Raw genomic sequence first — 25,885 nt, 5'->3', positions numbered from 1 at the left:
GCTCGCCCTAGCGTTGCCGGCGCTTGTTTGCCAGCACCTCGTTGATCGGCGTGGTGACGTCCCACTGCTCGCGATTGTCGGCCTTGCGCTCGGGCGGAAAGGTGACGAGCACGCGCGCGTCGCCATAGCCCATGGCGGCCAGCGGCGCGCTCATCAGCTTGGCGATCGCGGCGCGGCCATATTCGCGCGCCTGCGCCATCCGCTCGGGCGAACGCGCCGACGCCCGCGCCCGCACCTCGGCATGGGCGGACGCGCGCCGGCTCAGCGCCTCGCCCGCCTCGCGCGTGACGAACAGGCCGCTGGTGCGCACCAGCGTGCGCTGCGCCTCGTCCAGATTGGGCTTGCCCGCCGTTACGTCGGGCGCGTTGACGATCAGGGTGCGGCGCTGCTCGTCCCACTCCAGGTCATCGGCGGACAGGCCCGACAGGTCGACGAAATAATCGACCGAAAAGGGCATCTTAACCACCTGGTCGGATTTCAGCCAGCCAAAGCCGCGCACGTCGCGCGCCGTGCTCTGGATCGTCCCGTTGAGCTGCGACACGCGCAGGCTCGCGCTGCCCGAAATCCGTTCCGCGATGATCTTGGTCACCGCCGATCCGTCATCCTCGACGCTCACCACATAGTCGCGATTATAGCGCTGCCACCCGACCAGCATCGCCCCGCCCACCGCCAGGATCAGCAGCGCGGCGACGATCGGCCCGGCATAGCGTTTCAGGCTGTCCGCCACAGCCCGCCCTCCGCCGGCGCCGCCAGTCCCCGGCCATCCAGGTCGATCAGATGCGCCAGCACCGATCGCCCGGCCGCGGGGAAGAGGCGCGGGTCGATGCCCTTGTACATTTCGGCCACCATGTCGGGGATGGCGCTTTCGCCATGCCGCTCCAGAAAGCGCAATATCTGTCCTTCGCGCTGCTTGCGGTGGCCCATCATCCCGCGCACCAGTCGCTGGGGATTGTCCACCGGGTCGCCATGGGCGGGATAATAGATGACATCGTCCCGCTCCAGCAGCCGCTGCATCGATCGCATATAGGCGGTCATGTCGCCGTCGGGCGGCGAAATCACGCTCGTGGACCAGCCCATCACATGATCGCCGCTGAACAGCGCCTTTTCCTGGCGCAGCGCGAAGCAGAGATGGTTGGATGTATGGCCCGGCGTCGCCACCGCCTCCAGCGTCCAGCCCGGTCCCTCGACTTGCTCGCCGTCGCCCAGCACCCGGTCGGGGCGATAGTCGGCGTCGAACGCCGCATCGGCGCGCGGCCCGTCATCGTCCAGCGTCAGCGGCGCGCAGCCCGTGACCGGCGCGCCGGTCCGGGCGCTCAGCGGCCGCGCCGCCGGGCTGTGATCGCGATGGGTGTGGGTGCACAGGATGCCGACCACCGGACGGTCGCCGATCGCCGCGGTCAGCGCCGCCAGATGATCGGCATCGTCGGGCCCCGGATCGATCACCGCCACTGCGTCCTTGCCCACGATATAGGTCTGCGTGCCCGTATAGGTGAAGGGGGACGGGTTGGGCGCCAGCACGCGCTGGACCAGCGGCGAAAGCGCGATCGCCATGCCGGTCGGCAGGTCGGCCGGATCGAAAGGGGATGCCATGGCTCCCATGTGCCCCTTTCGCACCCGATTTCAAGGGCGGCGCGGGTCCGCCCCGCTCAGTGATTGCCGCCGATCAGGTCGCCAAATTCGCCCAGCAGCGATCCTTCGCCGCGATTCTGTCCGCCCCGGCTGCCGGCCGCCGCCAGCATCCGTCCGGCCAGGCGCGAAAAGGGCAGGGACTGGATCCACACATGGCCCGGCCCGCGCAGCCGCGCGAAGAACGCGCCTTCGCCGCCGAAGAACATGGACTTGACCCCGCCCGCCGCGACCAGGTCGAACTCCACGCTCGGCGTCATCGCCGCCAGGCAGCCTGTGTCGACATGCAGTTCCTCGCCGGGCCGCAGTTCCTTTTCGACCAGCGTGCCGCCCATCTGCACGAACACCCATCCGTCGCCGGACAGCCGCTGCATGATGAAGCCTTCGCCGCCGAACAGGCCGGTCATGATCCGCTTCTGGAAATGCACGCCGATCGCCACTCCCTTGGCGGCGGCCAGGAAACTGTCCTTCTGGCAGATCAGCGCCCCGCCATATTGGTCCAGCTTCAGCGGCAGGATCGATCCGGGCGTGGGCGATGCGAAGGCGACCCGCGCCTTGCCATGGCCCTGATGGGTGAAGACCGTGGTGAACAGGCTCTCGCCCGTCACCAGCCGCTTGCCCGCGCCCAGCAGCTTGCCCATGAAACCGCCGTCCGCGCCGCCGCTGCCGTCGCCGAACACCGTGGTCATGCCGACCGCGCCATCCTTCCACACCATCGCGCCCGCCTCGGCGATCGCGCTTTCGCCCGGATCCAGCTCGATCTCCAGAAATTGCAGCTCCTGGCCCTTGATCTCGAAATCAATGTCGTCGGACAGGCCGGCGCTGCGATGATGGCTCCAGGGGGAATTGGGCATGGGATGCGCACTCCTTCGAACAAAGGCGAATGCCGCTTCCTTATCGGATCGCGCGCCCGATCGAAACCACCGGGCCGGCTCGCCGCCACCGTTCATCGTTCGCCCGCCGCCCGTCCCAATTCAGGCCAGCCTTCGTCCGCCGCGCCGCGCCGGCTTGGCGAAAATGCCGCCACCCTCTATGACGCGCGCCATGCGTACCCTTTCCACCGCCCTGCTGCTGTCCGTCGCCGTCGCGGCGACCGCGCTCGCGCAGGGGCGCGCGGCGCCCTTCACGCTCGGCGACTCGGGCCGCGCCTTCGCAACCCTGTCCGACGCGCTGCAGGCGATCGGCGATGGCCGGGGCACGATCATCGTCGCGCCCGGCACCTATCACCAATGTGCGGTGCAGCAGGGGGGCGACATCACCATCCGCGCCGCGACGCCTGGCACCGCGATCTTCGACGGCGTCCCGTGCGAAGGGAAGGGCGCGCTGGTCCTGCGCGGCCGCTCCGCCACGGTCGACGGCATCGTCTTCCAGAATATCCGCGTGCCTGACGGCAATGGCGCGGGCATCCGCCTGGAAAGCGGCGACCTCACCGTCACCAACAGCCTGTTCCGCAATAGCGAGGAAGGCATATTGACCGGCGACTATGCCGGCGGCCGCGTCGCCATCGACCGGTCGACCTTCCGCAAGCTTGGCCGCTGCGACCGCGATCTCGACTGCGCCCATGGCGTCTATATCGGCCGTCTCGCCAGCCTGTCTGTCACCAACAGCCGCTTCGATCAGGGCGATGGCGGCCATTATCTCAAGACCCGCACGCCGCGCGTCACCATCACCGGCAACAGCTTCGACGACAGCGCCGGCCACCTCACCAACTATATGATCGACCTGTCCAACGGCGCGACCGGCACGATCAGCGGCAATGAAATGGTGCAGGGCAAGGACAAGGATAACTGGTCCGCCTTCATCACCGTCGCGCCCGAAGGACGGGAAAACAGCAGCGCCGGCCTCGTCATCGACGGCAATCGCGCGGGTTTCGTTCCGGGGCTGGAGCGCGGCTCCACCTTCGTCGCCAATTTCACCGACGATCCCGTGCGCATCGGCCGCAACCAGCTCGCCCCGTCGATGAAGGTCAGCGACCGGCGCTGACTTGCGCCGCCGCCGCGCAGCCGCGATAAGCCGCCTCATGCGCACCACCTATGACGGCGCGACCGTGCGCCTCTATCATCTGGGCGATGACGGCGGCGTCACCACCCTGCTGTACGGCCCCTTGAGCGAAGCGCTGCGTGTCGCCGACCAGCAGCCTGCGGACATGCAGGACGGCCTCTTCATCGCCACCGACAATGATGTCGTCGCCTATCTCGACCTGATCGAGGAATAGCGGCTCAGGCCTCTGGCCGCGTCCAGATCCAGCTGCCGCCGATCAGCGCGGCGGCGACCGGGACCAGGAACCAGGGCCAGGGCGACAGGATCAGCGCCAGCGCGATGCTGAAGCCGAACGCCGCCAGCGCCGCGACCTTCCCCCGCCGCCTGATCGCCCCATGCTCGCGCCAGCGCCGGATATGCGGCCCGAACTGCCGATGGTCGAGCAGCTTGGCCTCCAGCCGCGGGCTCGACCGCGCGAAGCAGAAGGCCGCCAGGATCATGAACGGCACCGTGGGCAACAGCGGCAGAAATGCCCCGATCGCGCCCAGCCCGATCGAAACAAAGCCCGCCATGAGATAGAGGTGCCGCCGCATGGGGGGTCATTGGGCCTTTCTTCTCCCCTCCCTGGAAGGGAGGGGCTGGGGGTGGGTGCCGCCGAGGCACTCGGCGGTCTTTTCCAGGATCACGGTCAAGACGCCTTCCAGATTGCTGAACACCTCCCCGTTCCAGAAACGCAGCACGGTCCAGCCTTGATCCTTCAGAAAAGCGGTGCGCGCCGCGTCGTAGGCTATCGCATTCTGATGCTGTGCCCCGTCGAACTCCAGCGCCAATTTGGCTGAACGACAAGCGATGTCGACGATATAGGGGCCGATCACCAGTTGTCGCGTGAAGCGGGGGCGATAGCGGGACAGGTGCCGCCACACCATGCGTTCGGCCTCCGTTGCCCCATTGCGCAAAGCTCGGGCGTGGCGGGTCATCGGTTCAGGAACGCGACGCATAGGTCAGCATAGCGCCGCACGTCCGGCGCCTACCCACCCCCGGCCCCTCCCTTCCAGGGAGGGGAGGGCGGTCGCCGCACGTCCTCCTTCACGCCGCCGGCAGCCGCAACCGCACCAGCAGACCGCCCAGATCCTCGCTTTCCTCCAGCGCCACCGCGCCGCCGTAGATCTCCGCGACGTCGCGCACGATGGCGAGGCCGAGGCCGGTGCCCGGCTTGCCCGAATCGAGCCGGACGCCGCGGTCGAAGATGCGCACCCGTTCCTCCTGCGGAATCCCCATGCCGTCATCCTCGATCAAAATCTCGACCATGCCGGCCGCGCGGCCGACCGTCGCAAACACGCTGCCGCCGCCATATTTGGCGGCATTCTCGATCAGATTGCCCAGCATTTCGTCCAGGTCCTGCCGCTCGACCCGCACGGCCGCGGCCTTGTCGCCATCCATGTCGATGCGAGCGTCGGGATAAAGGCGACGAACCGCGCGCTCCACCGCCTCCAGGCTGCTCCACACCTCCGCCCGGCTCTGCGCTGCGCCGCGCCGGCCGACCGCGCGGGCGCGGGCGAGATGATGGTCCACCTGCCGCCGCATCGTCGTCGCCTCGCGGATCACCGCGTCGCCCAGGTCCGGCGCCTTGGCGGTCGCAGCGTTCATGATGACGGTCAGCGGCGTCTTGAGCGCATGGGCCAGATTGCCCGCATGGGTGCGCGCTTCCTCCGCCTGACGCTCATTATGCGCCAGCAGCGCGTTCAGCTCCTCCACCATTGGCAGCACTTCGGCCGGCATCGGCTCGGTCACGCGGTTCTTCTCGCCCGCGCGCATCCGCACGATTTCCTGCCGGACCTTGCGCAAGGGTCGCAGGCCATAGATGGTCTGCAGGCTCGCCAGCACGAACAATCCCAGCGCCAGCAGCGCAAAGCTCTTGAACAGGGTGGAGCGCAACGTCTTGATCTGCGCGTCCAGCCCGGACCGCGCCTGCGCCACCATGAACAGCCAGCGCGTGTCCGATCCGGGCAGCACCACCGTCCGCTCCATCACCCGCAAGTCCTCGCCCGGGAACTGCTTGCTGTCATAGACATGGAGCTGCCGGTCATGATGCTCGCCCGGCGCCTTGAGCGCCCGGTCCCACAAGGAACGCGACCGCCAATCCTCATGGCCCTTGGCGCTGATCTGGTAATAGAGGCCGCTATTGGGCTCCAGGAAGCGCTGGTCGGCCAGTTCACGGTTGAACAGCACCTCGCCATCGGGCCCGATCTCGGACGCGCCGATCATCGCGGTCAGCACATAATTCATGCCGTCGTCGAAATTGCGCGTGATCGCGTCCGACAGCACCCTGTCCAGCGCCACCCCGCCGCCGATCAGCAACACGCTGATCCACAGCGCCGCGATGCCGATCATGCGCCGGCTGATCGACCCGGTGGAACGGACGGGGGAAGGGGATACTGCGTCAGTCACAATCTGCCGTTCGGTTGGAGCAGCTTCGAGCAAAGCAGAGGAGCGCCAGTCGAGAACAAGAGCGCCAGCATCTGTTCTCGCCAAGCTCGAACCGAACGGGCTGGAGCGACGGTGATTTTACCGCCCCGGCTCGTCCAGGCTGTAGCCAAGGCCGCGGATCGTGGTGATGACGTCCGCGCCCAGCTTCTTGCGGATGCGCGTGACGAACACCTCGATCGTATTGGAATCGCGGTCGAAATCCTGGTCGTAAATATGCTCGATCAACTCGGTGCGGCTTACCACCTTGCCCTTGTGGTGCAGCAGGTAGGACAACAGCTTATATTCCTGCGCCGTCAGCTTCACCGGGTCGCCCTTCAGCGTCACCTTGCCTGAACGCGTGTCCAGCCGCACGTCGCCGGCGGTCAGTTCGCTCGATGCATTGCCCGACGCGCGGCGAATGAGCGCGCGCAGCCGCGCGATCAGCTCCTCGCTCTGGAACGGCTTGGCCAGATAATCGTCCGCGCCCGCGTCCAGAACCGCGACCTTGTCCGACCAGCTGTCGCGCGCGGTCAGCACCAGCACGGGGAAGCCACGGCCTTCCTTGCGCCACTTGTCGAGCACGGTCAGCCCGTCGATCGTGGGCAGGCCCAGGTCCAGCACTACCGCATCATAACTTTCGGTCGAACCCAGGAAATGGCCGTCCTCGCCGTCCGTCGCCAGGTCGACGGCATAGCCCGCTCCCTCCAGCGTGGTCCTGAGCTGATGGCCCAAGCTCGGTTCATCCTCGACGATCAGCAGGCGCATAGGCGTTTATTCCGTTTCTGTTATAACCAGTGTGCGGCGCGGGTTCAGCGCGCCATGCCGATAATATCGCCGGTCCGGCCATCGGCATCAACCCACATGACCTTGCCATTCTTCACATATTTCAGGCGATAGCGGTTGGCCGACGGGTGGAACTCGCTGCCGACATAAGTCGCGCCGCCCACCGCCGCATCGACGCGACGCTTGATCATGGCAAAGGGCATGACCTGCCCGTCCAGCATCGCGCGGCGGGCGGCATCCTGTTCGTCTCGGCGTCCGCCGGCTTCAGCGGTCGGAACCATCAGCATCGCGGCCATCAGCATGCCGGTGCCGGCTGTCAGGCATTTCCACGTCATCATCATGGGCATGCCATAGGCGCAGGCCATTGAACAGGTGGTGAATGATCGCAAGCCGGCGCTGGCTGGAAAGCCGCGCCGCGCTCGATTATGGCCTTGTGTCATGATGATGCAGGACGAAGGGCCCGTCGCCGATCCGCCACTCTGGCGCGCCATACCCCGTTGGTGGCGCAGCCATGTGATCCGTGAAATCGACCATCAGGCGGTGGTCGATCGTGTGCGCGAAGATGATGGCTGGAGCCCGCGCTACGCCTTCATGATCCTCATGTCGGCGGGTATCGCGGTGCTGGGGCTGCTGCTGTCCTCGCCGGCCGTTGTCATCGGCGCGATGCTCATCTCGCCCGTGATGGCTGCCCGACCTTGCGCTGGATCAGGATGGCGCGCCCGCCAACGCGGATTCGCTGGCGCTCGCTTTATGGGCGACGCAGCGCATCGGCCTGCCGATCGACATCGCGGTGCGCGGCGACGATCACGCGCCCCTGGCTCAGCCCTTCGCCGACCGCGGCGTCGACGCGCGCCTGACCGACGGCGCCAGCGCGGACCGGGCGGCCCTGCGCTGGCGCGTCGCGGAATGAAAGGGCGTCAGCCCATCATTTCTCCAGCGCATATTGGACGGTCAGCGTCACCGACGCGCTGACCTGCCCCGGCTCCACCGGCGTCATCGGTGCGGCGTCCGCCTTGAAGCGAGCGGCCGTCATCACGATCGGCATCGGCGGGCGACCGCCGCTGTTGCTTTCGCTGATCGACACCAGCCGCGCCGTGCGATAGCCGGCCGCCTGCGCATAAAAGTCCGCCTGCGCCTTGGCGGTCTTGAGCGCCGTCCCGCGCGCCTGCACCAGCAGCGGCGACGGATCGTCGATCGAGAAGTTCGGCCCGTTGATATTGGTCGCGCCTGCCGCCACCATGGCGTCCAGCGACGCGCCCACGCGCCTGATGTCGCGCAGCTTCACCGTCAGCTGGTTGGATGCTTCATAGCCGATGAAGCGCGGCCCTTCGGGCTGGCCGTCGCGGTTATTATAATCATATTGCGCCGACAGGTTGATGCCGCTGGTCTGGATGTCGGCCTTGGCGATGCCGGCCTTGGCCAGCGCCGCGATCAGTTTTTCCGTCTGCGCCGCATTCTGCTGCATCGCCGCCTGCGCGGTCTGCGCGCGGGTCTGCACGCCGGTGCCCACCGTCGCGACATCGGGCGCGGCCTCGACGCTTTCGGTGACGTTCAGCGTCACGATCGGCGCGGTCTCGGCGATGGTGATGCTGGTCTGCGCGATAGCGGCCGCGGGAAGCGCGGCGGCGCCGATCGCCATCAGGGCGAGGGCGGATTTCATGGGGCAAGTCTCCTCTGCGATGAGCGCATCCGTGATTGGCCTGGATGCGATGAACGAACGCTGTGCAGCGTTGAAAGCCGTGCGACAGCTTTCCGGTTCCCCACTTGCCCTCCTGCCCCTTACCCCCTAGCTGCACGCCATGGCAGCTCCCATCCTTTCCTTCGAAAATCTCGGCCTCAGCCAGGGCGCGCACTGGCTGTTCCGCAACATCGACATTCATGTGGGACAGCGCGACCGGCTGGCGCTCATCGGCCGCAACGGCGCGGGCAAGACGACGCTGCTCAAGCTCATCGGCGGCCAGATCGAACCCGATGAGGGCACTCGTTCGGTTCAGCCCGGCGCGCGCGTCATCACGCTGGAGCAGGATCCGGACGTCACGCCCTTCGCGACGCTGCATGATTTCGCGCTCGCCGGCGACTATGCGCCGCCCGCGCACGACGTCGAAGCGATCGCCGACCAGCTCGGCATCGATCTCAGCCGCGAAGCCAGGACCGCCAGCGGGGGCGAGCGCCGCCGCGCCGCCATCGCCCGCGCGCTCGCCAGCGAACCCGACCTGCTGCTGCTCGACGAACCGACCAACCATCTCGACATCGCCGCCATCGACTGGATCGAGAATTGGCTGGCGCGCTACAATGGCGCCTTCATCGTCATCAGCCACGACCGCGCCTTCCTCACGCGCCTCACGCGCCAGACGCTTTGGCTCGACCGGGGGCAGATGCGCCGCAACGAAGTGGGCTTCGGCGGCTTCGAACAGTGGATGGAGGCGGTCTATGCCGAAGAGGCGCGCGCCGCCGAGAAACTGGACGCAAAGCTCAAGATCGAGGCGCACTGGCTGGAACGCGGCGTCACCGCCCGGCGCAAGCGCAACCAGGGCCGTCTCGCCAAGCTGTGGGAAATGCGCGCCGCACGCGCCGCCATGCAGGGGCCGCAGGGCATCGCCAAGATTGCCGTCGCCAGCGACGACAGCAAGACCAAGAGCGTCATCAAGGCGGAGCATGTCACCAAGAGCTTCGGCGCCGGCGACAATCAGCGCACCATCATCAAGGACTTCACCCTGCGCGTGCAGCGCGGCGACCGCATCGGCATCGTCGGCGGCAATGGCGCGGGCAAGTCGACGCTGCTGAAGCTGCTGACCGGCCAGCTCGCGCCCGACAATGGCGAGGTGACGCTGGCCAAAACGCTCGACATGATCTTCATCGACCAGCAGCGCAGCCTGATGCAGGGCGACAAGACCGTGCGCGAGGTGCTGGCCGAAGGCGGCGACTGGATCGACGTGCGGGGCGTGCGCAAGCATGTCCATGGCTATCTCAAGGACTTTCTGTTCGACCCAGGCCTGGCCGAGGCGAAGGTCGGGACGCTGTCTGGCGGCGAACGCTCGCGCCTCCTCTTCGCCCGCGAATTTGCGCGCGAATCCAACCTACTCGTGCTCGACGAGCCGACCAACGATCTCGACCTCGAAACGCTCGACCTGCTCCAGGAAGTGATCGCCGACTATGACGGCACCGTCCTGATCGTCAGCCACGACCGCGATTTTCTCGATCGCACGGTGACGGTGACGCTCGGCCTCGACGGATCGGGGACGGTGGACGTGATCGTCGGCGGCTATGCCGACTGGGTCGCCAAGCGCGACCCGCGCAAGGCGCCCCGGGCCGAAAAGAAGGAAGCGGCCGCGCCGCCGCCGCCCAAGCCTGCCTCGGCCAAGTTGAGCTACAAGGATCAGCGCGACCTCGACCTGCTGCCGGGGCGTATCGAGGAACTGGAAGCCGCGATCGCCCGCGATGAATCCGCGCTCGCCGATCCTGCGCTTTACACCCGCGATCCCGCGAAATTCGCCGCCCTCACCAAAGCCATCGAACAGGCCCGCGCCGACAAGGACGCGGCCGAGGAACGCTGGCTCGCGCTGGCGGAAAAGGCGGAGGGGCTGGCGGGCTGACGTCGCCCGCTCAGCGCCTTTGCACCGCTGCCTGCCCGCGTCCCGTCGCCGTCCAGTAGATGCCGCCCATCAAATGGGTCAGGTAGCGATAGTCGCGATACATCGCCCCCTCATGGCCCAGCGTGGTGACGAACACGCGCCCCTTTTCATAGCTATGATACCAGGCGATCGGATGATCCCGCCCCATCGGGCGTGACACCTGGCCGGGCCAGATCTTGGTCGGATCGTAACTGCTTTCGTCCACCCCCAGCACCGTGTTGATCCGCACATCCTGGGGGTTGGTGGTGACATAGAATTCGTCGCTCCACACCCATCGCTCGGGCAGCGCGAAGGCGGCCGGAAAGCCGGGGTCCTCCACCGTCACCACGCCGGTCTGCAGCATCGGGTGGACGCCGACGCGGCGCCCCACCAGCTTTTCGTACCAGGGCCATTCCCCCGGCGGCGTGATCGCGGCGCGATGGACGATCATGGCGTTGCCGCCGCCGCGCATATAGGCCTCGAACTTCGCGCGCTGGCCGGCATTCAGCTCCTCGCCCGGCGTGTTGAGGAACATGACCGCCGCATATTGGCTCAGATCCTCGTCGAAGCTCTCGGGCCGGCGAGTCCAGACCAGTTCGAAACTGTGCAGCTTCGCCATCTGCTCCAGGCTCTCGCGCGCGATCGGTATATATTCATAATGATAGGTGCTCGGCATCGCGAAGACGAGCAGCTTGAACTGGTTCTCGGCCTGCGCGGAGGGCGAAAGGAGCAGGGCGGCGATCGCCAGCATCATCCGCACCATCATCGTCATCGCCATTCCTCCCGTGCGCCGCTGCGTCCCAGCCTATCGCGCCATGCCATCCACACGCAACGCTCCGCCCGCCCTCTACGACCTTCGTCGGATTCGCCCTGCCGCCGCGCCGCCCGCCGCTTGCCACATCCAGGATCGACACCGCCCGCCGTCGGCGGCAGGGTGCAAGCCGAACCAGAGGACATCCATGCAAGCGCCCATCGCCGCCCCGCCCCATCACGCCGTCCATTATGTCAACCGCGTCGGCTGGCTGCGCGCGGCGGTGCTTGGGGCCAATGACGGCATCGTGTCCACCGCCAGCCTGATGACCGGCATCGCAGCCTCGGGCGCGTCGGCGCAGGCGATCCTGCTGTCGGGCGTCGCCGCCCTGGTCGCGGGCGCCATGTCGATGGCGGCGGGCGAATATGTCTCGGTCAGCGCCCAGGCGGACACCGAACGCGCCGACCTCGCCAAGGAAGCGAAGGCGCTGCGCACCCAGCCGCACGTCGAATGGGTCGAGCTGCGCGACATCTATGTCGACCGCGGCCTGACGCCTGATCTCGCGGGGCAGGTGGCGCAGCAGCTGATGGCGGTCGACGCGCTGGGCGCGCATGCCCGCGATGAACTGGGCATTTCGGATCTCGCCACCGCCCGCCCGGTGCAGGCCGCGCTGGCCTCGGCCGCCAGCTTCGCCGCCGGCGCGGCGCCGCCCGTGCTCGCCGCCGCGCTCGCGCCCGCCGCCCTGGCCGTTCCCGCCATCGTCGGCATCTGCCTCGCCTGTCTGGCCTTGCTGGGCTTTATCGGCGCCCGGCTGGGCGGGGCGCGACCGCCGCGGTCGATCCTGCGCACGCTCTTCTGGGGGGCGCTGGCGATCGGCGTCACGGCGGGCGCGGGGCATCTGTTCGGCGCGGCCTTTTGATGCCAAGGTCGCGCCCATCGTGATTCAAGGGAGACAAGACATGGCCGAAATCCAGCAGATTCCGCTCAAGACCATCAAGGGCGACGATGCCAGCCTCGCCGACTATGCGGGCAAGGTCGTGCTGGTGGTCAATGTCGCCTCCAAATGCGGCCTCACCCCGCAATATGAAGGGCTGGAAAAGCTCTACCGCGATTATAAGGACCAGGGGCTGGTCGTCACCGGCTTTCCCGCCAATGATTTCGGCGCGCAGGAACCGGGCAGCAATGACGAGATCGCGACCTTCTGCACCACCAATTTCGGCGTCGAATTCCCGATGTTCGAAAAGATCGTGGTGACCGGACCGGACAAGCATCCGCTCTACGCCGCGCTCACCAGCGCCCAACCGGCCGCGCAGGGGGAGGGCGATGCCTTCCGCGAAAAGCTGATAGGCTATGGCCTCACTCCCAATCCCCAGCCCGAAGTGCTGTGGAATTTCGAGAAGTTCCTGATCGCCAGGGACGGCAGCGTCGCCGCCCGCTTCGCCCCCACCACCACGCCCGATGATCCCGCGCTGCGCGCCGCGATCGAGGCGGAACTGGCGAAATGATCCGTTCGCTGCTTTGCGCCGCCCTGCTTCTGGGCGGCGCGCCGCTCGCCCACGCCGCGCTCAGTCCCGCCGAACGCCAGATCGGCGAGCGTGTCGAGGCGGGCTATGAGCCGACCGTCGCCCTGCTCGAAAAGCTGGTGAACCAGAATAGCGGCTCAATGAACCTCGCCGGGGTGAGGGCCGTCGCCGACATGCTCCGCCCGCACTTCGAAGCGCTGGGCTTCACCGTCACCTGGAAGCCGATGGACGCGGCCAAGCGCGCCGGCCATTTCATCGCCACGCACAAGGGACGGCCGGGCACGACGAAGATGCTGCTGATCGGCCATCTCGACACCGTGTTCGAACCCGATTCGCCCTTCCAGACCTTTCGCCGCGACGGCGATTTCGCCAGCGGTCCCGGCGCCGCCGACAACAAGGGCGGCGTCGCCACCATGTTGCTCGCGCTCCAGGCGATGCAGGCCGCCGGCACGCTCGGCAATGCCAACATAGAAGTCGTGCTGACCGGGGACGAGGAGGATTCGGGCGATCCGCTCAGCGTCGCGCGCGCGGATCTCATCGCCGCGGGCAAGCGCGCCGACGTCGCGCTCGATTTCGAAGGCCTGGCGCAGGAAGACGGCAAGGATATGGGCTCCATCGCCCGCCGCTCGTCCAACAGCTGGACGCTGACCGCCACCGGCAAGTCGGGCCATAGTTCGGGCATCTTCTCGGCCAGGGCCGGCGACGGCGCGATCTACGAGCTTGCCCGCATCATCACGCGCTTCCGCCAGGACCTGCCCGAACCCAATCTGACCTTCAATGTCGGGCTGATCGGCGGCGGGCAGAGCGCGGAGGTCGACAAGGACGGCGTGCGCATCGCCGTCACCGGCAAGACCAACATCATCCCGCCGATCGCCGTCGCCAAGGGCGATTTCCGCACGCTGAGCGAAGACCAGACCCGGCGCGTGCAGGCGAAGATGCAGCAGATCGTGGAACAGGACCATCTGCCCGGCACCTCGGCGACCATCGCCTTCGACCTTGGCTATCCCTCCATGGCGCCGACGCCGGGCAATCGCGCGTTGCTGACCCGGCTGAACGCCGTCAACCGCGACCTTGGCCTGCCCGAAATGCCCGCGCTCGATCCGCTGAAGCGCGGCGCGGGCGACATCGCCTTCGTCGCGCAGGATGTGGACGGCCTTGTCGGCCTCGGCCCCGCCTCCACCGGCGACCACAGCCCGGCCGAGCGCGTCGACCTCGCCAGCATGAAGCGCCAGGCCAAGCGCGCCGCCATCCTCATGTCCCGCCTGTCGACCGAAAAGGGCGGCGCCTGACGCGCCAGCCGCTCGCGGCCCCCGCGGACCGCGCCTGTCGAAGCCTTCTTCAACGGATATGCGGTCCGTCCCCACCCGCCAGGCCAGGGCCTCGACAGGGCCCGGCCGAACGGAGATGTTAAAAAGCGCCATGCTCCCACCCACCCCCTCGCTCGCCACCTCGATCGGCCCGGTGCTTGAAAGCCTCAGCATCGTGGGCACCTTCGTCTTTGGCGCATCGGGCGCGCTTGCGGCGGCGCGGCTGCGCCAGACGCTCGTCACCTTCGCCTTCTTCGCGCTGGTGACCGGGGTAGGGGGCGGCACGGTGCGCGACCTGCTGATCGGCGCGCCGGTCTTCTGGGTCGTGGACGCAGTGCCGGCCATGGCCTGCATGAGCGCCGCGATCATCGTCTGGTTCACGCCGCGCCGCTGGTGGAGCGACCGCGCGCTCGACTGGCTCGACGCCATCGGCCTTGCCGCCTTCGCCGTGTTCGGCGCGGCCAAGGCGATGAGCTTCGGCGTCCCGCCCTTCGTCGCGGGCATGATGGGCGTCGTCACCGGCTGCGTCGGCGGCATCATGCGCGATCTGCTGGCGGGCGAGCCGTCGATCCTGCTGCGCCCCGAACTCTATGTCACCGCCGCCGCCTTCGCTTCCGGCCTGTTCGTGGCCCTGCGCTGGATGGGCCTTGACGTGCCGGTCGCCGGCCTCATCGCCGCCCTGCTGGGCTTCGCCCTGCGCGCCATGGCGATCCTGCGCGGCCTCGGCCTCCCCATCTACCGCCAACCAGGCGATTGAGCGCCTGCGCCGGCCGAAGGAAACGCCCCGCCTCCCGCGCCAGCCGTCGCAAACCCCTCATCCTCTCCGGGCAGGGGAGGTGGCTGGCCCAAGGCCAGACGGAGGGGTATCCCGCCATCGTGAGGGCGACACCCCTCTCGTCCTTCCCGGGAAGACGGGAATCCAACCCAGCGCCTGAGCCGCGCATTCCTTCTCCCTTGAGGGAGAAGGATAGGAAGCCTTGCCGCGTAGCGGCTAGGCGGAGTTGGATGAGGGGGATTGGCGCGAAATCGGCTTAATCCTGCGCGGTTGCCGCCCCATCACCCATCGGCAAACCCAAATGGCGCGCGGGTGCGTCGATGGTCGTCGGGCAGCATCTCGCGCCCGATCGGCGGGGCGGATCGCGCCATGCACTGGGTGCGGTGGCACAGGCGGCAAGTGACGCCGATCGGCGTCGGGTCGCTCGGCCCCATGGCGCGCGCATAAACCAGCCGATGAGCATGCTCGGCCGCGCAAGCGAGCGCGATCGCGCGCTCGACCCGGGGCGCGCCCCAGGCGCCGCCGCCCGCCGTCACGGTTCGGGCGATCGAAAAGAAGCGCTGGCCATCGGGCAGTTCCAGCCATTGGGTGATCACCTCGCGCGGCCGCTCGAAGGCGCGATGCACCGACCAGAGCGGGCAGGAACCGCCATGCCGCGCAAAGGGGAAACCCGCCCCGTCCAGCCGCTTGCTGACATTGCCCGCCGGGTCCACCCGCAGGAAGAAGAAGGGGACGCGCTCCTGCCCGGGCTTCTGCAACGTCGTCAGCCGGTGCGCGGTCTGTTCGAAACTGGTGCCGAACTGCCGGCTCAGCGCCTCGACATCATAGGCCCGCGCCTCTGCCGCCTTCGCGAACGCGCCATAGGGCATCAGCAGCGCCGCCGCGCCATAGCCGGCCAGCGCGCGCAGCGTCAGCCGCCGCCCGCTCGCGCCGCTGAACTGCCCGTCCTTGAGCAATGCGTCGAAGCTCTTGCGCATCTCGAGATAGGCGATCTGCAGCGCCAGCTGGAACTGCGCGCTCGCCCCGTCCAGCGCATCGTCCAGCAGCACCGCGTCGCGATGCCGGTCCAGCCGGCGCACCGATCCCGCCATCACGTCCGACGGCAGCCGCCGCACCCGCAAATTGTGCCGCGCCTTCAGCCATGCCGCCAGTCCGCCCGCCGCTTCCGCTTCGGTCGCCAGCCGCTCCGCCGCATCGTCCAGCAGCGGAAAGCTGTTGCGCCGCGCCGCCAGGAAGCGCCGCGCCTCGGCCACCGGGTCGGGCGCTTCGGGCGCGTCCTCGCGCGCCACGCCGCGGTCGGCCAGCGCCAGATGCTCCTCGCGATAGGCGGTGTAGAGCCGCAGCAGCGCTTCGGTGACGCCCGGATAATTGACCGCGACATCCTCGCTGGCGAGCGGCGGCAGGTCGATGTCGGCGAACATCGGGTCCTTCAGCACCGCGCCCAGCCGCGCCGTCTGCTCCGCGCCGCCATCGCCCGCGACCTGCGCCATGTCCAGCTTGTAGGTGCGCGCCAGCCGCAGCAGCATGTCCGCGGTCAGGGGCCGCTGGTTGCGCTCCAGCAAGGCGACATAGGATGCGCTGATCTCCAGGTCGGCCGCCATGTCGGCCTGGGTCAGGCCCAGTTCCCGCCGCAATCGCCGCAAGCGCGGCCCCATATAGACGGGCCGATCCTTGACCATGATCCCTCCCATTCCATGCCGGTGCACGCGGCAGATCGCGTGCGCATACAGTCTTTACAACTTTACACCGAATTTCTGTAAAGATCGACAACTGAACGCCGCCGCCTCTCACGCCGGCGTCCGCACCTGTCTATTTCGCTGTCTGTATCGTTCAGCCAGAGGATGTGGACATGACCTATCAAAGCGAGATTGCGAAGGCCGACAGCCTGATCGGCGGCCAGGCCGGGTGGGATGGGATCGCGCCCGAATCGGTCGCGCGCATGCGCCTGCAGAACCGCTTCAACACCGGTCTCGACATCGCCCGCTATACCGCCCGGATCATGCGCGAGGACATGGCCGCCTATGATGCCGATCCGGCCGCCTACACCCAGTCGCTGGGCTGCTGGCACGGCTTCATCGGCCAGCAGAAGATGATTTCCATCAAGAAGCATTTTGGCAGCACCAAGGGCCGCTACCTCTATCTGTCGGGCTGGATGGTCGCCGCGCTGCGCTCCGAATTCGGGCCGCTGCCCGACCAGTCGATGCATGAAAAGACCAGCGTCCCCGCCCTGATCGAGGAACTCTACACCTTCCTCAAACAGGCCGACGCGCGCGAGCTGGGCATGCTGTTCCGCGATCTCGACGCCGCCCGCGCGGCCGGCGACGAGGTCAAGGCGCAGAAGATCAGCCACGACATCGACGCCTATGAAACCCATGTTGTGCCCATCATCGCCGACATCGACGCCGGCTTCGGCAATGCCGAGGCGACCTATCTGCTCGCCCGCAAGTTCATCGAGGCCGGCGCCTGTTGCATCCAGATCGAAAACCAGGTCTCGGACGAAAAACAGTGCGGGCATCAGGATGGCAAGGTCACGGTGCCGCATGAGGACTTCCTCGCGAAGATCCGCGCCGTCCGCTACGCCTTCCTGGAACTGGGCGTCGACGATGGCGTGATCGTCGCGCGCACCGACTCGCTGGGCGCGGGCCTCACCAAGCAGATCGCCTATGTCCGCGAAGCCGGCGACATCGCCGACCAGTATAACAGCTTCCTCGACTGCGATCCCGTCGATCCCGCGACGATCGGCCATGGCGACGTGCTCATCAGCCGCAACGGCCAGCTGCTGCGCCCCAAGCGCCTGCCCAGCAACCTCTATCAGTTCCGCCCCGGCACGGGCGAGGACCGCTGCGTCCTCGACTGCATCACCGCCCTCCAAAATGGCGCGGACCTGCTGTGGATCGAAACCGAAAAGCCGCATATCGGCCAGATCGGCGGCATGGTCCGCCGCATCCGCGACGTCATCCCCGACGCCAAGCTGGTCTACAACAATTCGCCTAGCTTCAACTGGACGCTGAACTTCCGCCAGCAGGTCTATGACGCCTGGACGCAGGAGGGCCGCGACATGGCCGCTTATGACCGCGCGCGCCTCATGAGCATCGACTATGACGAGACCGATCTGGGCCGGGAGGCCGATGAACGCATCCGCACCTTCCAGAAGGACGCCGCGCGCGACGCGGGCATCTTCCATCATCTCATCACCCTGCCGACCTATCACACCGCCGCGCTCAGCACCGACAATCTCGCCAGGCGCTATTTCGGCGAGGAAGGGATGCTGGGCTATGTCAAACAGGTCCAGCGCGAGGAGATCCGCCAGGGCATCGCCTGCGTCAAGCACCAGAATATGGCCGGCTCCGACATTGGCGACGATCACAAGGATTATTTCGCCGGCGAAGCCGCGCTCAAGGCCGGCGGCGCGCACAATACGATGAACCAGTTCGCCGCCTGATCCGGTCATGGCGTGCAGGCTGTGACGCCCTCTCCCCCGCGATAGGTTCCGATACGCGGGGGAGGGGGGTGACAGCGACCGGACCAGCTGAAACAATCGGCTGAGCCGATGCGGTTTCGCGGCCAGCCGCCGCGACCCAGTCCCTTCGCGCGGGGACTCGACACTCCCTTCGCGCGCATGGGTGGAAGGACTGGACGGCCCGGCCCCACAGCCGGGCCGTTTTTTTCAGGCAGTCACGCGCCCCTTCCTCCTGACGCCGATCTTCACCGCGCCACCCAGCAATAACGCTTCCAATGTAGGATTTCCTCTGATCTATCCTCTTGGATGACCACATCCCCCGAACCTCCGCCCTCCGCGCAGGCGCGCGCGCATTGGACGCCGGCCAGGCAGCGCCTGTTTCTCACCGCGCTGCTGTCGACCGGCTGCGTGACGAAGGCCGCGCATGCGGCGGGCATGTCGCGCTCCAGCGCGCACCGCCTGCGCCAGCGCCTGTCCGGCACGCCCTTCGATCATAGCTGGACGCGCGCGCTCGCACTGCATGCGCAGGCGCTCGCTGATCCGTTCGCGCCGGACCCCTCGCGCCGTCAGCCGCCGGATAAGGCGCGGGGGTGACGCGCTGCAGGCGCGTCTCCGTCGCGTCGGCGGCGCGCGGGTGTGACCTGCCTGTCGCGCCCCTGTCGCGTCCCCGTCGCGTTCCTGTCGCGTCGCGGGCGCGAAGCGGTCGCTTCCGCCGCGAAAAGGCGCACGACACTGTGAACTTCGGACCTGTCGCGTCGCCGGCGCGTCCGCGTCGCGGCCGGACCTTCTGCGCTCACAGCAGTCGGGGCGCGTCCGTCTCCAGCGGCGGCAGCGCCCAGTCGATGGCGCCGCGTCCCCGCGCCTCTAGGAAGGCGTTGGCGCGCGAAAAGGGGCGCGATCCCAGAAAACCGTTATGCGCCGACAGCGGCGACGGGTGGGCGGAGCGGATCACCAGGTGCCGCGTCTCGTCGATCGCGCCCGCCTTGCGCTGGGCATGGGCGCCCCAAAGCAGGAACACCGTGGGGGCCGCGCGTTCCGCCACCGTCCGCACGATGGCGTCGGTCAGCATTTCCCAGCCCTTGCCCTGGTGCGACGCCGCGCGTCCCATTTCGACCGTCAGCACCGTGTTGAGCAGCAGCACCCCCTGGCGCGCCCAATGGTCCAGATGCCCGTGACCGGCCGGCGCGATCCCCAGGTCCGCCTGCATCTCCTTGTAGATGTTGCGCAGCGACGGCGGCGTGCGCACGCCCGGCTGGACCGAAAAGCACAGGCCATGCGCCTGCCCCTCGCCATGATAGGGGTCTTGCCCCAATATCACCGCCTTGACCGCGGCAGGCGGGGTGAGCGCCAGGGCGCGGTAGATATCCGCGTCGGGCGGAAAGATGCGCTTGCCGGCGGCTTTCTCGGCCGCCAGGAACTGCGCCAGCGCCCGCATCTGCGCGCCATCGATCCGGTCGGCCAAGCCATCGCCCCAGGCGTGGGGCAGGGGGAGAAGCTCGCTCATGGCGCCGGGTGATGATCGGCCCCGCGCCCCGCGTCAACCGCGGCCCGTGTGTCAAAGGCTTGCCTTGCGCGCCGGGTTGCGCGAGGAAGCGGTCATGCCGCCCCTTACGCGCTCGCCCCTCGCTGCTTCCATCCCCACGCGATTTCGCGCCCCGCGCGTCCGCGCCTCTTGGCTTGCCGGCGCGCTCGCCGGATTTGGCCTGTTCTTCGCGCCCTTGCCCAGCGCCGACGCCTTCGGCCCGCCGCCGCGCCCGCTGGTGGAACAGACCGCGCAGGCCAAGCTTCTGGCCGAATTCGAACGCTTCGCCGCGCTTTCCGACGGCACGGTGGGCATCGCCGTGCGCGATCTTCAGACCGGGGAAACCCAATCCTTCAATGGCGACACGCTCTTCCCGATGGCCAGCGCCTACAAGGTCGCGGTCGCCGGGCGCATCTTCGCGCTGGTCGATGCGGGCGATCTGCGACTGGACGATCAGCTGGCGCTCGATCCGGCGCTGGCGAGCGAGGGCGGCATCGCCTGGATGTTCTCGCGCCCCGGCGCCGCGCTCTCGGTGCAGCGGCTGCTCGAACTGATGCTGCAAAAGAGCGACAATAACGCCACCGACGTGCTCGTCGCGCGCGCCGGCGGGCCGCAGGCGATCACGCGGTTCGTGACCGGCCTTGGCGTCAACGGGCTGCGCGTGGACAGCGACACCGCGCATCTTCTCTATCGCGCCATGGGCATTCATCCCTCGTCCGGCAGCTTCCGCCACAATGCCGATGCCGCTCGCCGCGCCGATCCGATGATCGTCACGCGCGACCTGCGCGATCTGCCCAATCTCAGCTTCGCGACCGAGATCGAGGATACGTCGACGCCGCGGGCCATGCTCGATCTGCTGAGCGCCTATGAATCGGGCCGCGCCCTGTCCGCCGACAGCACGCAGCGGCTCTTCACCATCATGGCCCATTGCGAAACCGGCAAGCACCGGATCGTGGGCATGCTGCCGCCCGGCACCGCCGTCGCGCACAAGACCGGCTCCCTCAACGGCACCGGCAATGATGTCGGCGTCGTGCGCCTGCCCGATGGGCGCCGCTTCGCCGTGGTCGCCTTCGTGATGAAGGATGGCAAGGGGCACAAGGCGCGCGACCGGATCATTGCCGAAGCCGCGCGCGCCGCCTATGATTATTTCCTCTATGCGCCCGAACGGGCGCATGGATCGACGCACAAGAGTTGAGCAGCGACTGGACTTGAGCCCCGCTCAGGCTCGAGCAAAGGGCAGGGCCCGGCCAAACGGGTCCGCCGGAGAGGATGACGGGAAGCGATGCGCCATTTTCGCGACTTCTGGCCCTATTATCTGCAGGAACATGCCCGGCCCGGCACGCGCGCGATGCATTATGCCGGGACCACCCTGGTCGTCGCCCTGGTGGCGAGCGCGCCCTTCCTGGGCGGCTGGTGGCTGGCCCTGGGGCTGCCGCTCGCCGGCTATGGCTTCGCCTGGGCGGGCCATGGCCTGATCGAGCGCAATCGCCCGGCCACCTTCCGCTATCCGCTCTGGTCGCTGCGCGCCGATTTCGTCATGTGGGCGCGCTTCCTCACTGGCCATATGCGCCGTGACCTCGCCCGCGCGGGCGTGCGCCCGGACGGCACGGTCGATCCCGCTCGCCGGATCCGCGCCTGATCGGCCGCTTGACCCCGCGGCGCGCTCTGCCACAAGGGGCGCCATGCCTCTCGACGCGACTTTTTCCTGGCCCGACCGGGCGGCGCTGGCCCGGCGCTGGCAGGCGCTCGAGCCGCGCTCGGACGCGTCCTTCTTCCTGCGCTGGACCTGGATCGGCGCCTGGCTCGACAGCTACGGGCTCGAACCGGACCTGCTGGCCGTCACCGATGGGACGGGGCGGGATGTGGCGCTGGCGCTCATGGGCCATGCGATGCAGCCGCGCCTGCTGGGGCCCGTCGCGACGCTCAGCCTCAACCAGTCCGGAGATCCTGCCGCCGACCGGCCCTATATCGAATATAACGGCCTGCTTGCCGACCGCGCCCTGCAACCCGAAGCGGCCAGCGCGGCCATTGCCGCGCTGGCGCGCCGGCGCGACTGGCGGGCGCTGCGACTGAGTGGCGTGGCGCCCGGCACTCCGCTGCTCGACCTGCCCGCCCGCCGCCGCACCTGCGTCGACGCCTCGCCCGTCTATCAGGTCGATCTCGACGCCGTCCGCGCCGCGCAGGGCGACTATCTCTCGCTGCTCAGCGCCAACAGCCGCAGCCAGATCCGCCGCGCCATCAAGGATCGGGGCGGCGCCCTGCCGCAGGTCGCCGCCGCCACGCTCAACGACATCGAACCCTGGATCGCCGACATGGCTCGGCTGAACCAGGGCCGCCATGCCGACAATGCCTGGGGCGACCCGGCCTTTTGCCGCTTCGTCGCGACGCTGGCGGCGCGTGGCCTGTCGGGCGGCGAGGTGGAACTGCTGCGCGTCACCGATGGGAACGATCTCGTCGGCCTGCTCGTCACCTTCCACCACCAGGGCGTGGCGATGAACTATCAATCGGCCTTCGCCGCGCCGCGCGGGGCCAAGGACAAGCCCGGGCTGCTCTGCCATGCGGCGGCCGTCGCGCATTATGCCGGGCGCGGCCTGGCGCGCTATTCCTTCCTCGCCGGCAAGGACCGCTACAAGCAGAGCCTCGCCACATGCGAGGAGCGGCTGGAATGGTGGGTGGTCGAGCGTTTTTCGCCCCGGCTCGAACTGGAAGCGCTGCTGCGCCGCCTGTTCAGGCGCCCAGCTTCCGCATGATCCGATAGACCAGCCGCCGCACCCCCTGCCGCTCGGGCCGCTCGCTGACCGCGCCGGTCGGCAGGCCGCGCTTGCGCAGCAGGGCGTTGAAACTGTGCAATTCCCCTTCCGCCACCGATCGCTCCGATCGCCAGGTGACCGACAGGCTGACCGATACGGCGGGCCCATTCTCGACGAAATGTGGCGCCTTGACCGGCACATGCACCGCATCGCCCGGGCCGAGCGGGAAGGGGGTGCCGCGCGTCTTGAAGCCGTCTTGCCATTCCAGGTTGCGATGGCCGCCGCCGTGGAAATCCTCGCTCTTCTGCGCCGGAACCAGGCCCTTGTCCCGCGCCGGGAAGACCGTCATCGTCTTGGTGCCCATGATCTGGAGCAGGATATTATGCTCCGGGTCCATGTGAAACGGCGTCACGCTGCTGGGCGAACTCAGGAAGATGAAGGCTTCCCGGTGCAGCATCGGCCCGGTCTGCGCCGCGACGATCGGCTCCAGTTCCGCGAGCGCCGCATCGAGCAGCGCCGCATAGGCCGGATCGCGTTCCACATTCTTGAGCACCGCCCAACTGCCATTGGTCTCGATCGTGCGGATCGTCTCGCCCAGCGTCAGCCCGTTGGCGGGCATATCCTCCGGCCGCACGCCCAGCGGCAGCTTGCCCAGATTATATTCGACCGAGCCCGCCGGCATCCGCTCCGCCAGCGTGGCGAGCGCGTCCAGCGTCAGCAGCGCGTGGCCGACCAGGCCATGGTGCAGCGTCACCGGCCGGTCCGGATAGGCGGCGGCAAAGGTGGCGCGGGCGGCCTGCGGGAATGTCGGGGTTGCATCGGCAGTCATGGAGGGCAACGCAGTCATCCCTGTCCTTTCAGATGTCGAGCGGCCGCTTCCGCCGCATTGGCGATCGCAAAGGCCGCGCCTCGCTGCCACCGCGCCGCGCCGGCGCCGCGCAAGGCGATGCGATATTGCACGATCGTGCGCCGCTCTGCCCAGAGGCTGTCGATCATCGGATGGTCCGCCGCGGCGCAGCTATCCATCCAGGCGATCTGCGGATCGCCCTGCACGGCGTGAAGATTGGCGATTTCGATCAGGACGCCCGGCGAAAAGCGCCCGAGCGCCTCATCGATCGCGATCTTGAAGGAGAAAGCGCCCGGCCCGTGCCGAAAATTCACCAGCATGGCGATGGCGCGCCCGTCAAGGTCGAGCCGCAGCATGTGCAGCCGCCCCGCGCCGAAAGCCGCCGCACAGGCCGCGCGGAAGAAGGCGCTGTCCTGCGAATGGCAGGCGAGGGCGGTGCCCTCCCTGCCTTTCCAGCCCGACGCTTCGAGCGTCAGAAACGCCGTGCACCACGCCTCCAGCTCCGACCCATCCGACAGCAGCCGCTGCTCCACGGCCCCAAGGTCGGCCAGCCTCTTCTGCAACCGTCGCAATTCCTTGCGTTTCTTGGCCCGGACATGGGTTTCCCAATAACGCTCCGCGTCCAGATCGGACCGCAACATCGCGCGGTCGTAGCGATGAACTTCCCGCCAGCCGCGCCGCTGCTCGACACACACCGCCTCGATCGCTGCCGCATTGGCGCCGGCTGCGTCGATCCCCTGCAGATGCAGGAAGCCGCTAGCCCAGGGCGCAGCGTCCAGTTGCGCCAGAAAGCTGCGATAGGCGGCGAGTTCGGCGCCCCGCCGAATCAGCGGCGCGCCAAAGAAGCAATGGTCGTGCATCCAGTTACTGACGCAGCCGATCGGCAGACGGCCGTGACGCGGCGCCACCACCATTGGCAGCAGGCCGATCAGCATACTGCCGGCCTCCGCCTCGATCAGGCGCACCGCGCCGCCATCCAGATGATCCAGCGCCGCGCCCAGCATGTCGGGCGCGTAAAAGGCATTATGCTCCGCCGCCGCCTGCGCCAGCAGGCTCCACCGTGCGCGCTGCGCCGATGCCTGCCCGTCCGGGCGCGCTGGATGGGCGGCCATGTCCATGAACCGGCCTTATCGGCGAAATATTAGGGAATGGCTAAACCCGATCACCTATGGGCAGCCGGGGGCAGGGGCTTTACATCGGCCCCGGCTTCGGCAGAGACGGGCAGTATCCCGGTTGGAGAAGATGGCATGACGATATTGGTCACCGGAGCGGCAGGGTTCATCGGCATGCATGTCGCTGACCGGCTGATGGCGCAGGGCCATGCCGTGGTGGGCATCGACAATCTCAACGACTATTATCCCGTGTCCTTGAAACGCGCGCGGCTCGATGCGCTGCGCCAGGGCCATGGCCGGCTCTTCACCTTCCACGAACTGGATTTCGCGGACATGGCCGCCGTTCAGGCGGCGCTGCATGACCAGGTGATCGAGGCGATCATTCACCTGGGCGCGCAGGCCGGTGTGCGTTATTCGCTGGTCAACCCGCACGCCTATGTCCGCTCCAACCTGGCGGGCCATGTCAACATGCTGGAACTGGCGCGTGAGCGGCATGTGCGCCATCTGGTCTATGCGTCCTCTTCCTCCGTCTATGGCGGCAATGACAGCTTGCCCTTCCGGGTCGAGGATCGCGTCGACCATCCCATATCCCTCTATGCCGCCACCAAGCGGGCCGACGAGCTGATGAGCGAAACCTACGCCCATCTGTTCCGCATTCCGATGACAGGGCTGCGCTTCTTCACGGTCTATGGCCCCTGGGGGCGGCCGGACATGGCGATGTGGATCTTCACCTCCAGGATTCTCGCCGGCCAACCCATCCCTGTGTTCAATCATGGCCGGATGCAGCGCGACTTCACCTATATCGACGATATCGTCGCCGGCATTCTGGGTTGCCTTGACCATCCCCCGGTCGATGACGGGGCGGTGAAGGCCGGCGGCAGCCGCGCGCCGCACCGACTCTACAATATCGGCAACAATCAGCCCGAAGAACTGATGCATCTGATCGCGGTGCTGGAGGAGGCGATCGGGCAGAAGGCGCAGATTGACTTCCAGCCGATGCAGCCCGGCGACGTCCACGCAACCTTCGCCGATATCAGCGCCATCAGCCAGGATATAGGCTTCGCGCCGAGCACTGCCATAGAGGCGGGCGTACCGCGATTCGTGGACTGGTATCGCGCCTATCATCAAGAGCAGAGTTGATCGCACGCACGAGATGGAAAAAAGATGCGCGCTTCGTCGCCCAAATAAGCCTGCCTATCTCAAGAGCAGTGAGGATATTTCGCAATATCCACGCAATGATCGTTCTTCGCATCTGCGAAATAGATTGCCATAAATGGCTGAAAGCGCGTAGAGAGTCACGCCGTGCCGGTTGATGGCCGGCGGAGGGTCGCGGAACGAGGAAAGGTCATATGCCGAAACCGGTAGATGATCG

At 67.6% G+C, this 25,885-nt stretch carries 27 protein-coding genes and 1 pseudogene; 14 read left to right on the top strand and 14 right to left on the bottom strand.

The window, feature by feature from the left end:
- Positions 1-7 precede the first annotated feature (7 nt).
- The 3 genes from ACGGKE_RS08305 to ACGGKE_RS08295 are packed head-to-tail and all read right to left on the bottom strand — an operon-like array spanning position 8 to position 2,480.
- The gene (locus ACGGKE_RS08305; RefSeq protein ID WP_394436914.1) at positions 8-727 is read right to left on the bottom strand and encodes a DUF4230 domain-containing protein; all 720 of its coding nucleotides are present in this window, start codon (positions 725-727) and stop codon (positions 8-10) included.
- A complete protein-coding gene (locus ACGGKE_RS08300) occupies positions 712-1,590 on the bottom strand; it encodes an MBL fold metallo-hydrolase (RefSeq protein ID WP_394436912.1) in 879 nt (292 codons plus the stop codon). The genes ACGGKE_RS08305 and ACGGKE_RS08300 overlap by 16 nt, the downstream gene beginning before the upstream one ends.
- A gap of 56 nt (positions 1,591-1,646) precedes the next feature.
- Positions 1,647-2,480 carry an AIM24 family protein gene (locus tag ACGGKE_RS08295; RefSeq protein ID WP_394436910.1) on the bottom strand — a complete coding sequence of 278 codons (834 nt, stop codon included), beginning with the start codon at positions 2,478-2,480 and terminating at the stop codon, positions 1,647-1,649.
- Between the two features lie 190 nt (positions 2,481-2,670).
- Between ACGGKE_RS08295 and ACGGKE_RS08290 the strand changes: the two genes are divergently transcribed.
- Positions 2,671-3,609, top strand: a complete 939-nt coding sequence (locus ACGGKE_RS08290; protein ID WP_394436908.1) for a right-handed parallel beta-helix repeat-containing protein — start codon at positions 2,671-2,673, stop codon at positions 3,607-3,609.
- A gap of 37 nt (positions 3,610-3,646) precedes the next feature.
- Positions 3,647-3,841, top strand: coding sequence for a hypothetical protein (locus tag ACGGKE_RS08285; protein ID WP_317516587.1), 195 nt, complete (start codon positions 3,647-3,649; stop codon positions 3,839-3,841).
- A gap of 4 nt (positions 3,842-3,845) precedes the next feature.
- Here ACGGKE_RS08285 and ACGGKE_RS08280 read toward each other — a convergent pair whose 3' ends face one another.
- The 5 genes from ACGGKE_RS08280 to ACGGKE_RS08260 form a co-directional block, all read right to left on the bottom strand.
- On the bottom strand, positions 3,846-4,199 hold the full coding sequence (locus ACGGKE_RS08280) for a YbaN family protein (protein WP_394436905.1): 354 nt from the start codon (positions 4,197-4,199) through the stop codon (positions 3,846-3,848).
- Positions 4,200-4,205: 6 nt separating this feature from the next.
- Positions 4,206-4,583, bottom strand: coding sequence for an endonuclease domain-containing protein (locus ACGGKE_RS08275; protein WP_394436902.1), 378 nt, complete (start codon positions 4,581-4,583; stop codon positions 4,206-4,208).
- Between the two features lie 109 nt (positions 4,584-4,692).
- A complete protein-coding gene (locus ACGGKE_RS08270) occupies positions 4,693-5,997 on the bottom strand; it encodes a sensor histidine kinase (protein ID WP_394441835.1) in 1,305 nt (434 codons plus the stop codon).
- A 174-nt stretch (positions 5,998-6,171) separates the two neighbouring features.
- Positions 6,172-6,837, bottom strand: coding sequence for a response regulator transcription factor (locus ACGGKE_RS08265; RefSeq protein WP_394436900.1), 666 nt, complete (start codon positions 6,835-6,837; stop codon positions 6,172-6,174).
- A 44-nt stretch (positions 6,838-6,881) separates the two neighbouring features.
- Positions 6,882-7,220, bottom strand: coding sequence for a hypothetical protein (locus ACGGKE_RS08260; RefSeq protein WP_394436898.1), 339 nt, complete (start codon positions 7,218-7,220; stop codon positions 6,882-6,884).
- A gap of 73 nt (positions 7,221-7,293) precedes the next feature.
- On the opposite strand from ACGGKE_RS08260, the pseudogene ACGGKE_RS08255 reads away from it, so the two are divergent.
- Positions 7,294-7,569 (top strand): annotated as a pseudogene (locus ACGGKE_RS08255) (DUF389 domain-containing protein); the annotation flags it as partial.
- Positions 7,570-7,780: 211 nt separating this feature from the next.
- On the opposite strand, the gene ACGGKE_RS08250 reads toward ACGGKE_RS08255, so the two are convergent.
- Positions 7,781-8,515 carry an SIMPL domain-containing protein gene (locus ACGGKE_RS08250; protein ID WP_394436896.1) on the bottom strand — a complete coding sequence of 245 codons (735 nt, stop codon included), beginning with the start codon at positions 8,513-8,515 and terminating at the stop codon, positions 7,781-7,783.
- 139 nt (positions 8,516-8,654) lie between these two features.
- Between ACGGKE_RS08250 and ACGGKE_RS08245 the strand changes: the two genes are divergently transcribed.
- Positions 8,655-10,448, top strand: coding sequence for an ABC-F family ATP-binding cassette domain-containing protein (locus tag ACGGKE_RS08245; protein ID WP_394436894.1), 1,794 nt, complete (start codon positions 8,655-8,657; stop codon positions 10,446-10,448).
- Between the two features lie 10 nt (positions 10,449-10,458).
- Here the strand turns inward: ACGGKE_RS08245 and ACGGKE_RS08240 are convergent, their stop codons facing one another.
- Positions 10,459-11,238 carry a ThuA domain-containing protein gene (locus ACGGKE_RS08240; RefSeq protein WP_394436892.1) on the bottom strand — a complete coding sequence of 260 codons (780 nt, stop codon included), beginning with the start codon at positions 11,236-11,238 and terminating at the stop codon, positions 10,459-10,461.
- Between the two features lie 187 nt (positions 11,239-11,425).
- On the opposite strand from ACGGKE_RS08240, the gene ACGGKE_RS08235 reads away from it, so the two are divergent.
- From ACGGKE_RS08235 to ACGGKE_RS08220, 4 genes are all read left to right on the top strand, one after another.
- Complete coding sequence (locus ACGGKE_RS08235; RefSeq protein WP_394436890.1) at positions 11,426-12,136, top strand: VIT family protein; 711 nt, start codon at positions 11,426-11,428, stop codon at positions 12,134-12,136.
- A gap of 40 nt (positions 12,137-12,176) precedes the next feature.
- Positions 12,177-12,722 carry a glutathione peroxidase gene (locus ACGGKE_RS08230; RefSeq protein WP_394436888.1) on the top strand — a complete coding sequence of 182 codons (546 nt, stop codon included), beginning with the start codon at positions 12,177-12,179 and terminating at the stop codon, positions 12,720-12,722.
- Entirely contained in the window at positions 12,719-14,029 is a 1,311-nt protein-coding gene (locus ACGGKE_RS08225; protein WP_394436886.1) for a M20/M25/M40 family metallo-hydrolase, read from the top strand. The genes ACGGKE_RS08230 and ACGGKE_RS08225 overlap by 4 nt, the downstream gene beginning before the upstream one ends.
- A 130-nt stretch (positions 14,030-14,159) precedes the next feature.
- A complete protein-coding gene (locus ACGGKE_RS08220; RefSeq protein WP_394436883.1) occupies positions 14,160-14,804 on the top strand; it encodes a trimeric intracellular cation channel family protein in 645 nt (214 codons plus the stop codon).
- A 299-nt stretch (positions 14,805-15,103) separates the two neighbouring features.
- Here the strand turns inward: ACGGKE_RS08220 and ACGGKE_RS08215 are convergent, their stop codons facing one another.
- The gene (locus ACGGKE_RS08215; RefSeq protein WP_394436881.1) at positions 15,104-16,501 is read right to left on the bottom strand and encodes a short-chain fatty acyl-CoA regulator family protein; all 1,398 of its coding nucleotides are present in this window, start codon (positions 16,499-16,501) and stop codon (positions 15,104-15,106) included.
- Between the two features lie 170 nt (positions 16,502-16,671).
- Here ACGGKE_RS08215 and ACGGKE_RS08210 point away from each other — a divergent pair, with 170 nt between their 5' ends.
- On the top strand, positions 16,672-18,264 hold the full coding sequence (locus ACGGKE_RS08210) for an isocitrate lyase (RefSeq protein ID WP_394436879.1): 1,593 nt from the start codon (positions 16,672-16,674) through the stop codon (positions 18,262-18,264).
- A 324-nt stretch (positions 18,265-18,588) separates the two neighbouring features.
- Positions 18,589-18,876 (top strand): LysR family transcriptional regulator, encoded by a 288-nt coding sequence (locus ACGGKE_RS08205; RefSeq protein ID WP_228165525.1) that lies wholly within the window; start codon positions 18,589-18,591, stop codon positions 18,874-18,876.
- A gap of 199 nt (positions 18,877-19,075) precedes the next feature.
- Here ACGGKE_RS08205 and ung read toward each other — a convergent pair whose 3' ends face one another.
- Positions 19,076-19,786: a uracil-DNA glycosylase gene (gene ung, locus ACGGKE_RS08200; RefSeq protein ID WP_394436876.1), complete on the bottom strand. Its 711-nt coding sequence runs from the start codon at positions 19,784-19,786 to the stop codon at positions 19,076-19,078.
- Positions 19,787-19,880: 94 nt separating this feature from the next.
- On the opposite strand from ung, the gene bla reads away from it, so the two are divergent.
- From bla to ACGGKE_RS08185, 3 genes are all read left to right on the top strand, one after another.
- Entirely contained in the window at positions 19,881-20,999 is a 1,119-nt protein-coding gene (gene bla / locus ACGGKE_RS08195) for a class A beta-lactamase (RefSeq protein ID WP_394436874.1), read from the top strand.
- A gap of 87 nt (positions 21,000-21,086) precedes the next feature.
- On the top strand, positions 21,087-21,443 hold the full coding sequence (locus ACGGKE_RS08190; protein ID WP_394436872.1) for an Mpo1-like protein: 357 nt from the start codon (positions 21,087-21,089) through the stop codon (positions 21,441-21,443).
- Positions 21,444-21,486: 43 nt separating this feature from the next.
- Complete coding sequence (locus tag ACGGKE_RS08185) at positions 21,487-22,554, top strand: GNAT family N-acetyltransferase (RefSeq protein WP_394436870.1); 1,068 nt, start codon at positions 21,487-21,489, stop codon at positions 22,552-22,554.
- On the opposite strand, the gene ACGGKE_RS08180 is transcribed toward ACGGKE_RS08185, so the two are convergent.
- Both ACGGKE_RS08180 and ACGGKE_RS08175 read right to left on the bottom strand, forming a co-directional pair.
- On the bottom strand, positions 22,532-23,383 hold the full coding sequence (locus tag ACGGKE_RS08180) for a cupin-like domain-containing protein (protein ID WP_394436868.1): 852 nt from the start codon (positions 23,381-23,383) through the stop codon (positions 22,532-22,534). The two genes, ACGGKE_RS08185 and ACGGKE_RS08180, sit on opposite strands and share 23 nt — an antisense overlap.
- Before the next feature lie 14 nt (positions 23,384-23,397).
- Complete coding sequence (locus tag ACGGKE_RS08175) at positions 23,398-24,519, bottom strand: GNAT family N-acetyltransferase (RefSeq protein ID WP_394436866.1); 1,122 nt, start codon at positions 24,517-24,519, stop codon at positions 23,398-23,400.
- 129 nt (positions 24,520-24,648) lie between these two features.
- Between ACGGKE_RS08175 and ACGGKE_RS08170 the strand changes: the two genes are divergently transcribed.
- The gene (locus ACGGKE_RS08170; protein ID WP_394436864.1) at positions 24,649-25,653 is read left to right on the top strand and encodes an NAD-dependent epimerase/dehydratase family protein; all 1,005 of its coding nucleotides are present in this window, start codon (positions 24,649-24,651) and stop codon (positions 25,651-25,653) included.
- The last annotated feature ends 232 nt before the right edge of the window (positions 25,654-25,885 follow it).

It is taken from the genome of Sphingobium naphthae (genome assembly GCF_043589935.1).
GTDB lineage: Bacteria > Pseudomonadota > Alphaproteobacteria > Sphingomonadales > Sphingomonadaceae > Sphingobium > Sphingobium naphthae_A.
Note: the sequence above shows the minus strand (reverse complement) of the source record. Positions and strands in the feature narration are given on the sequence as shown.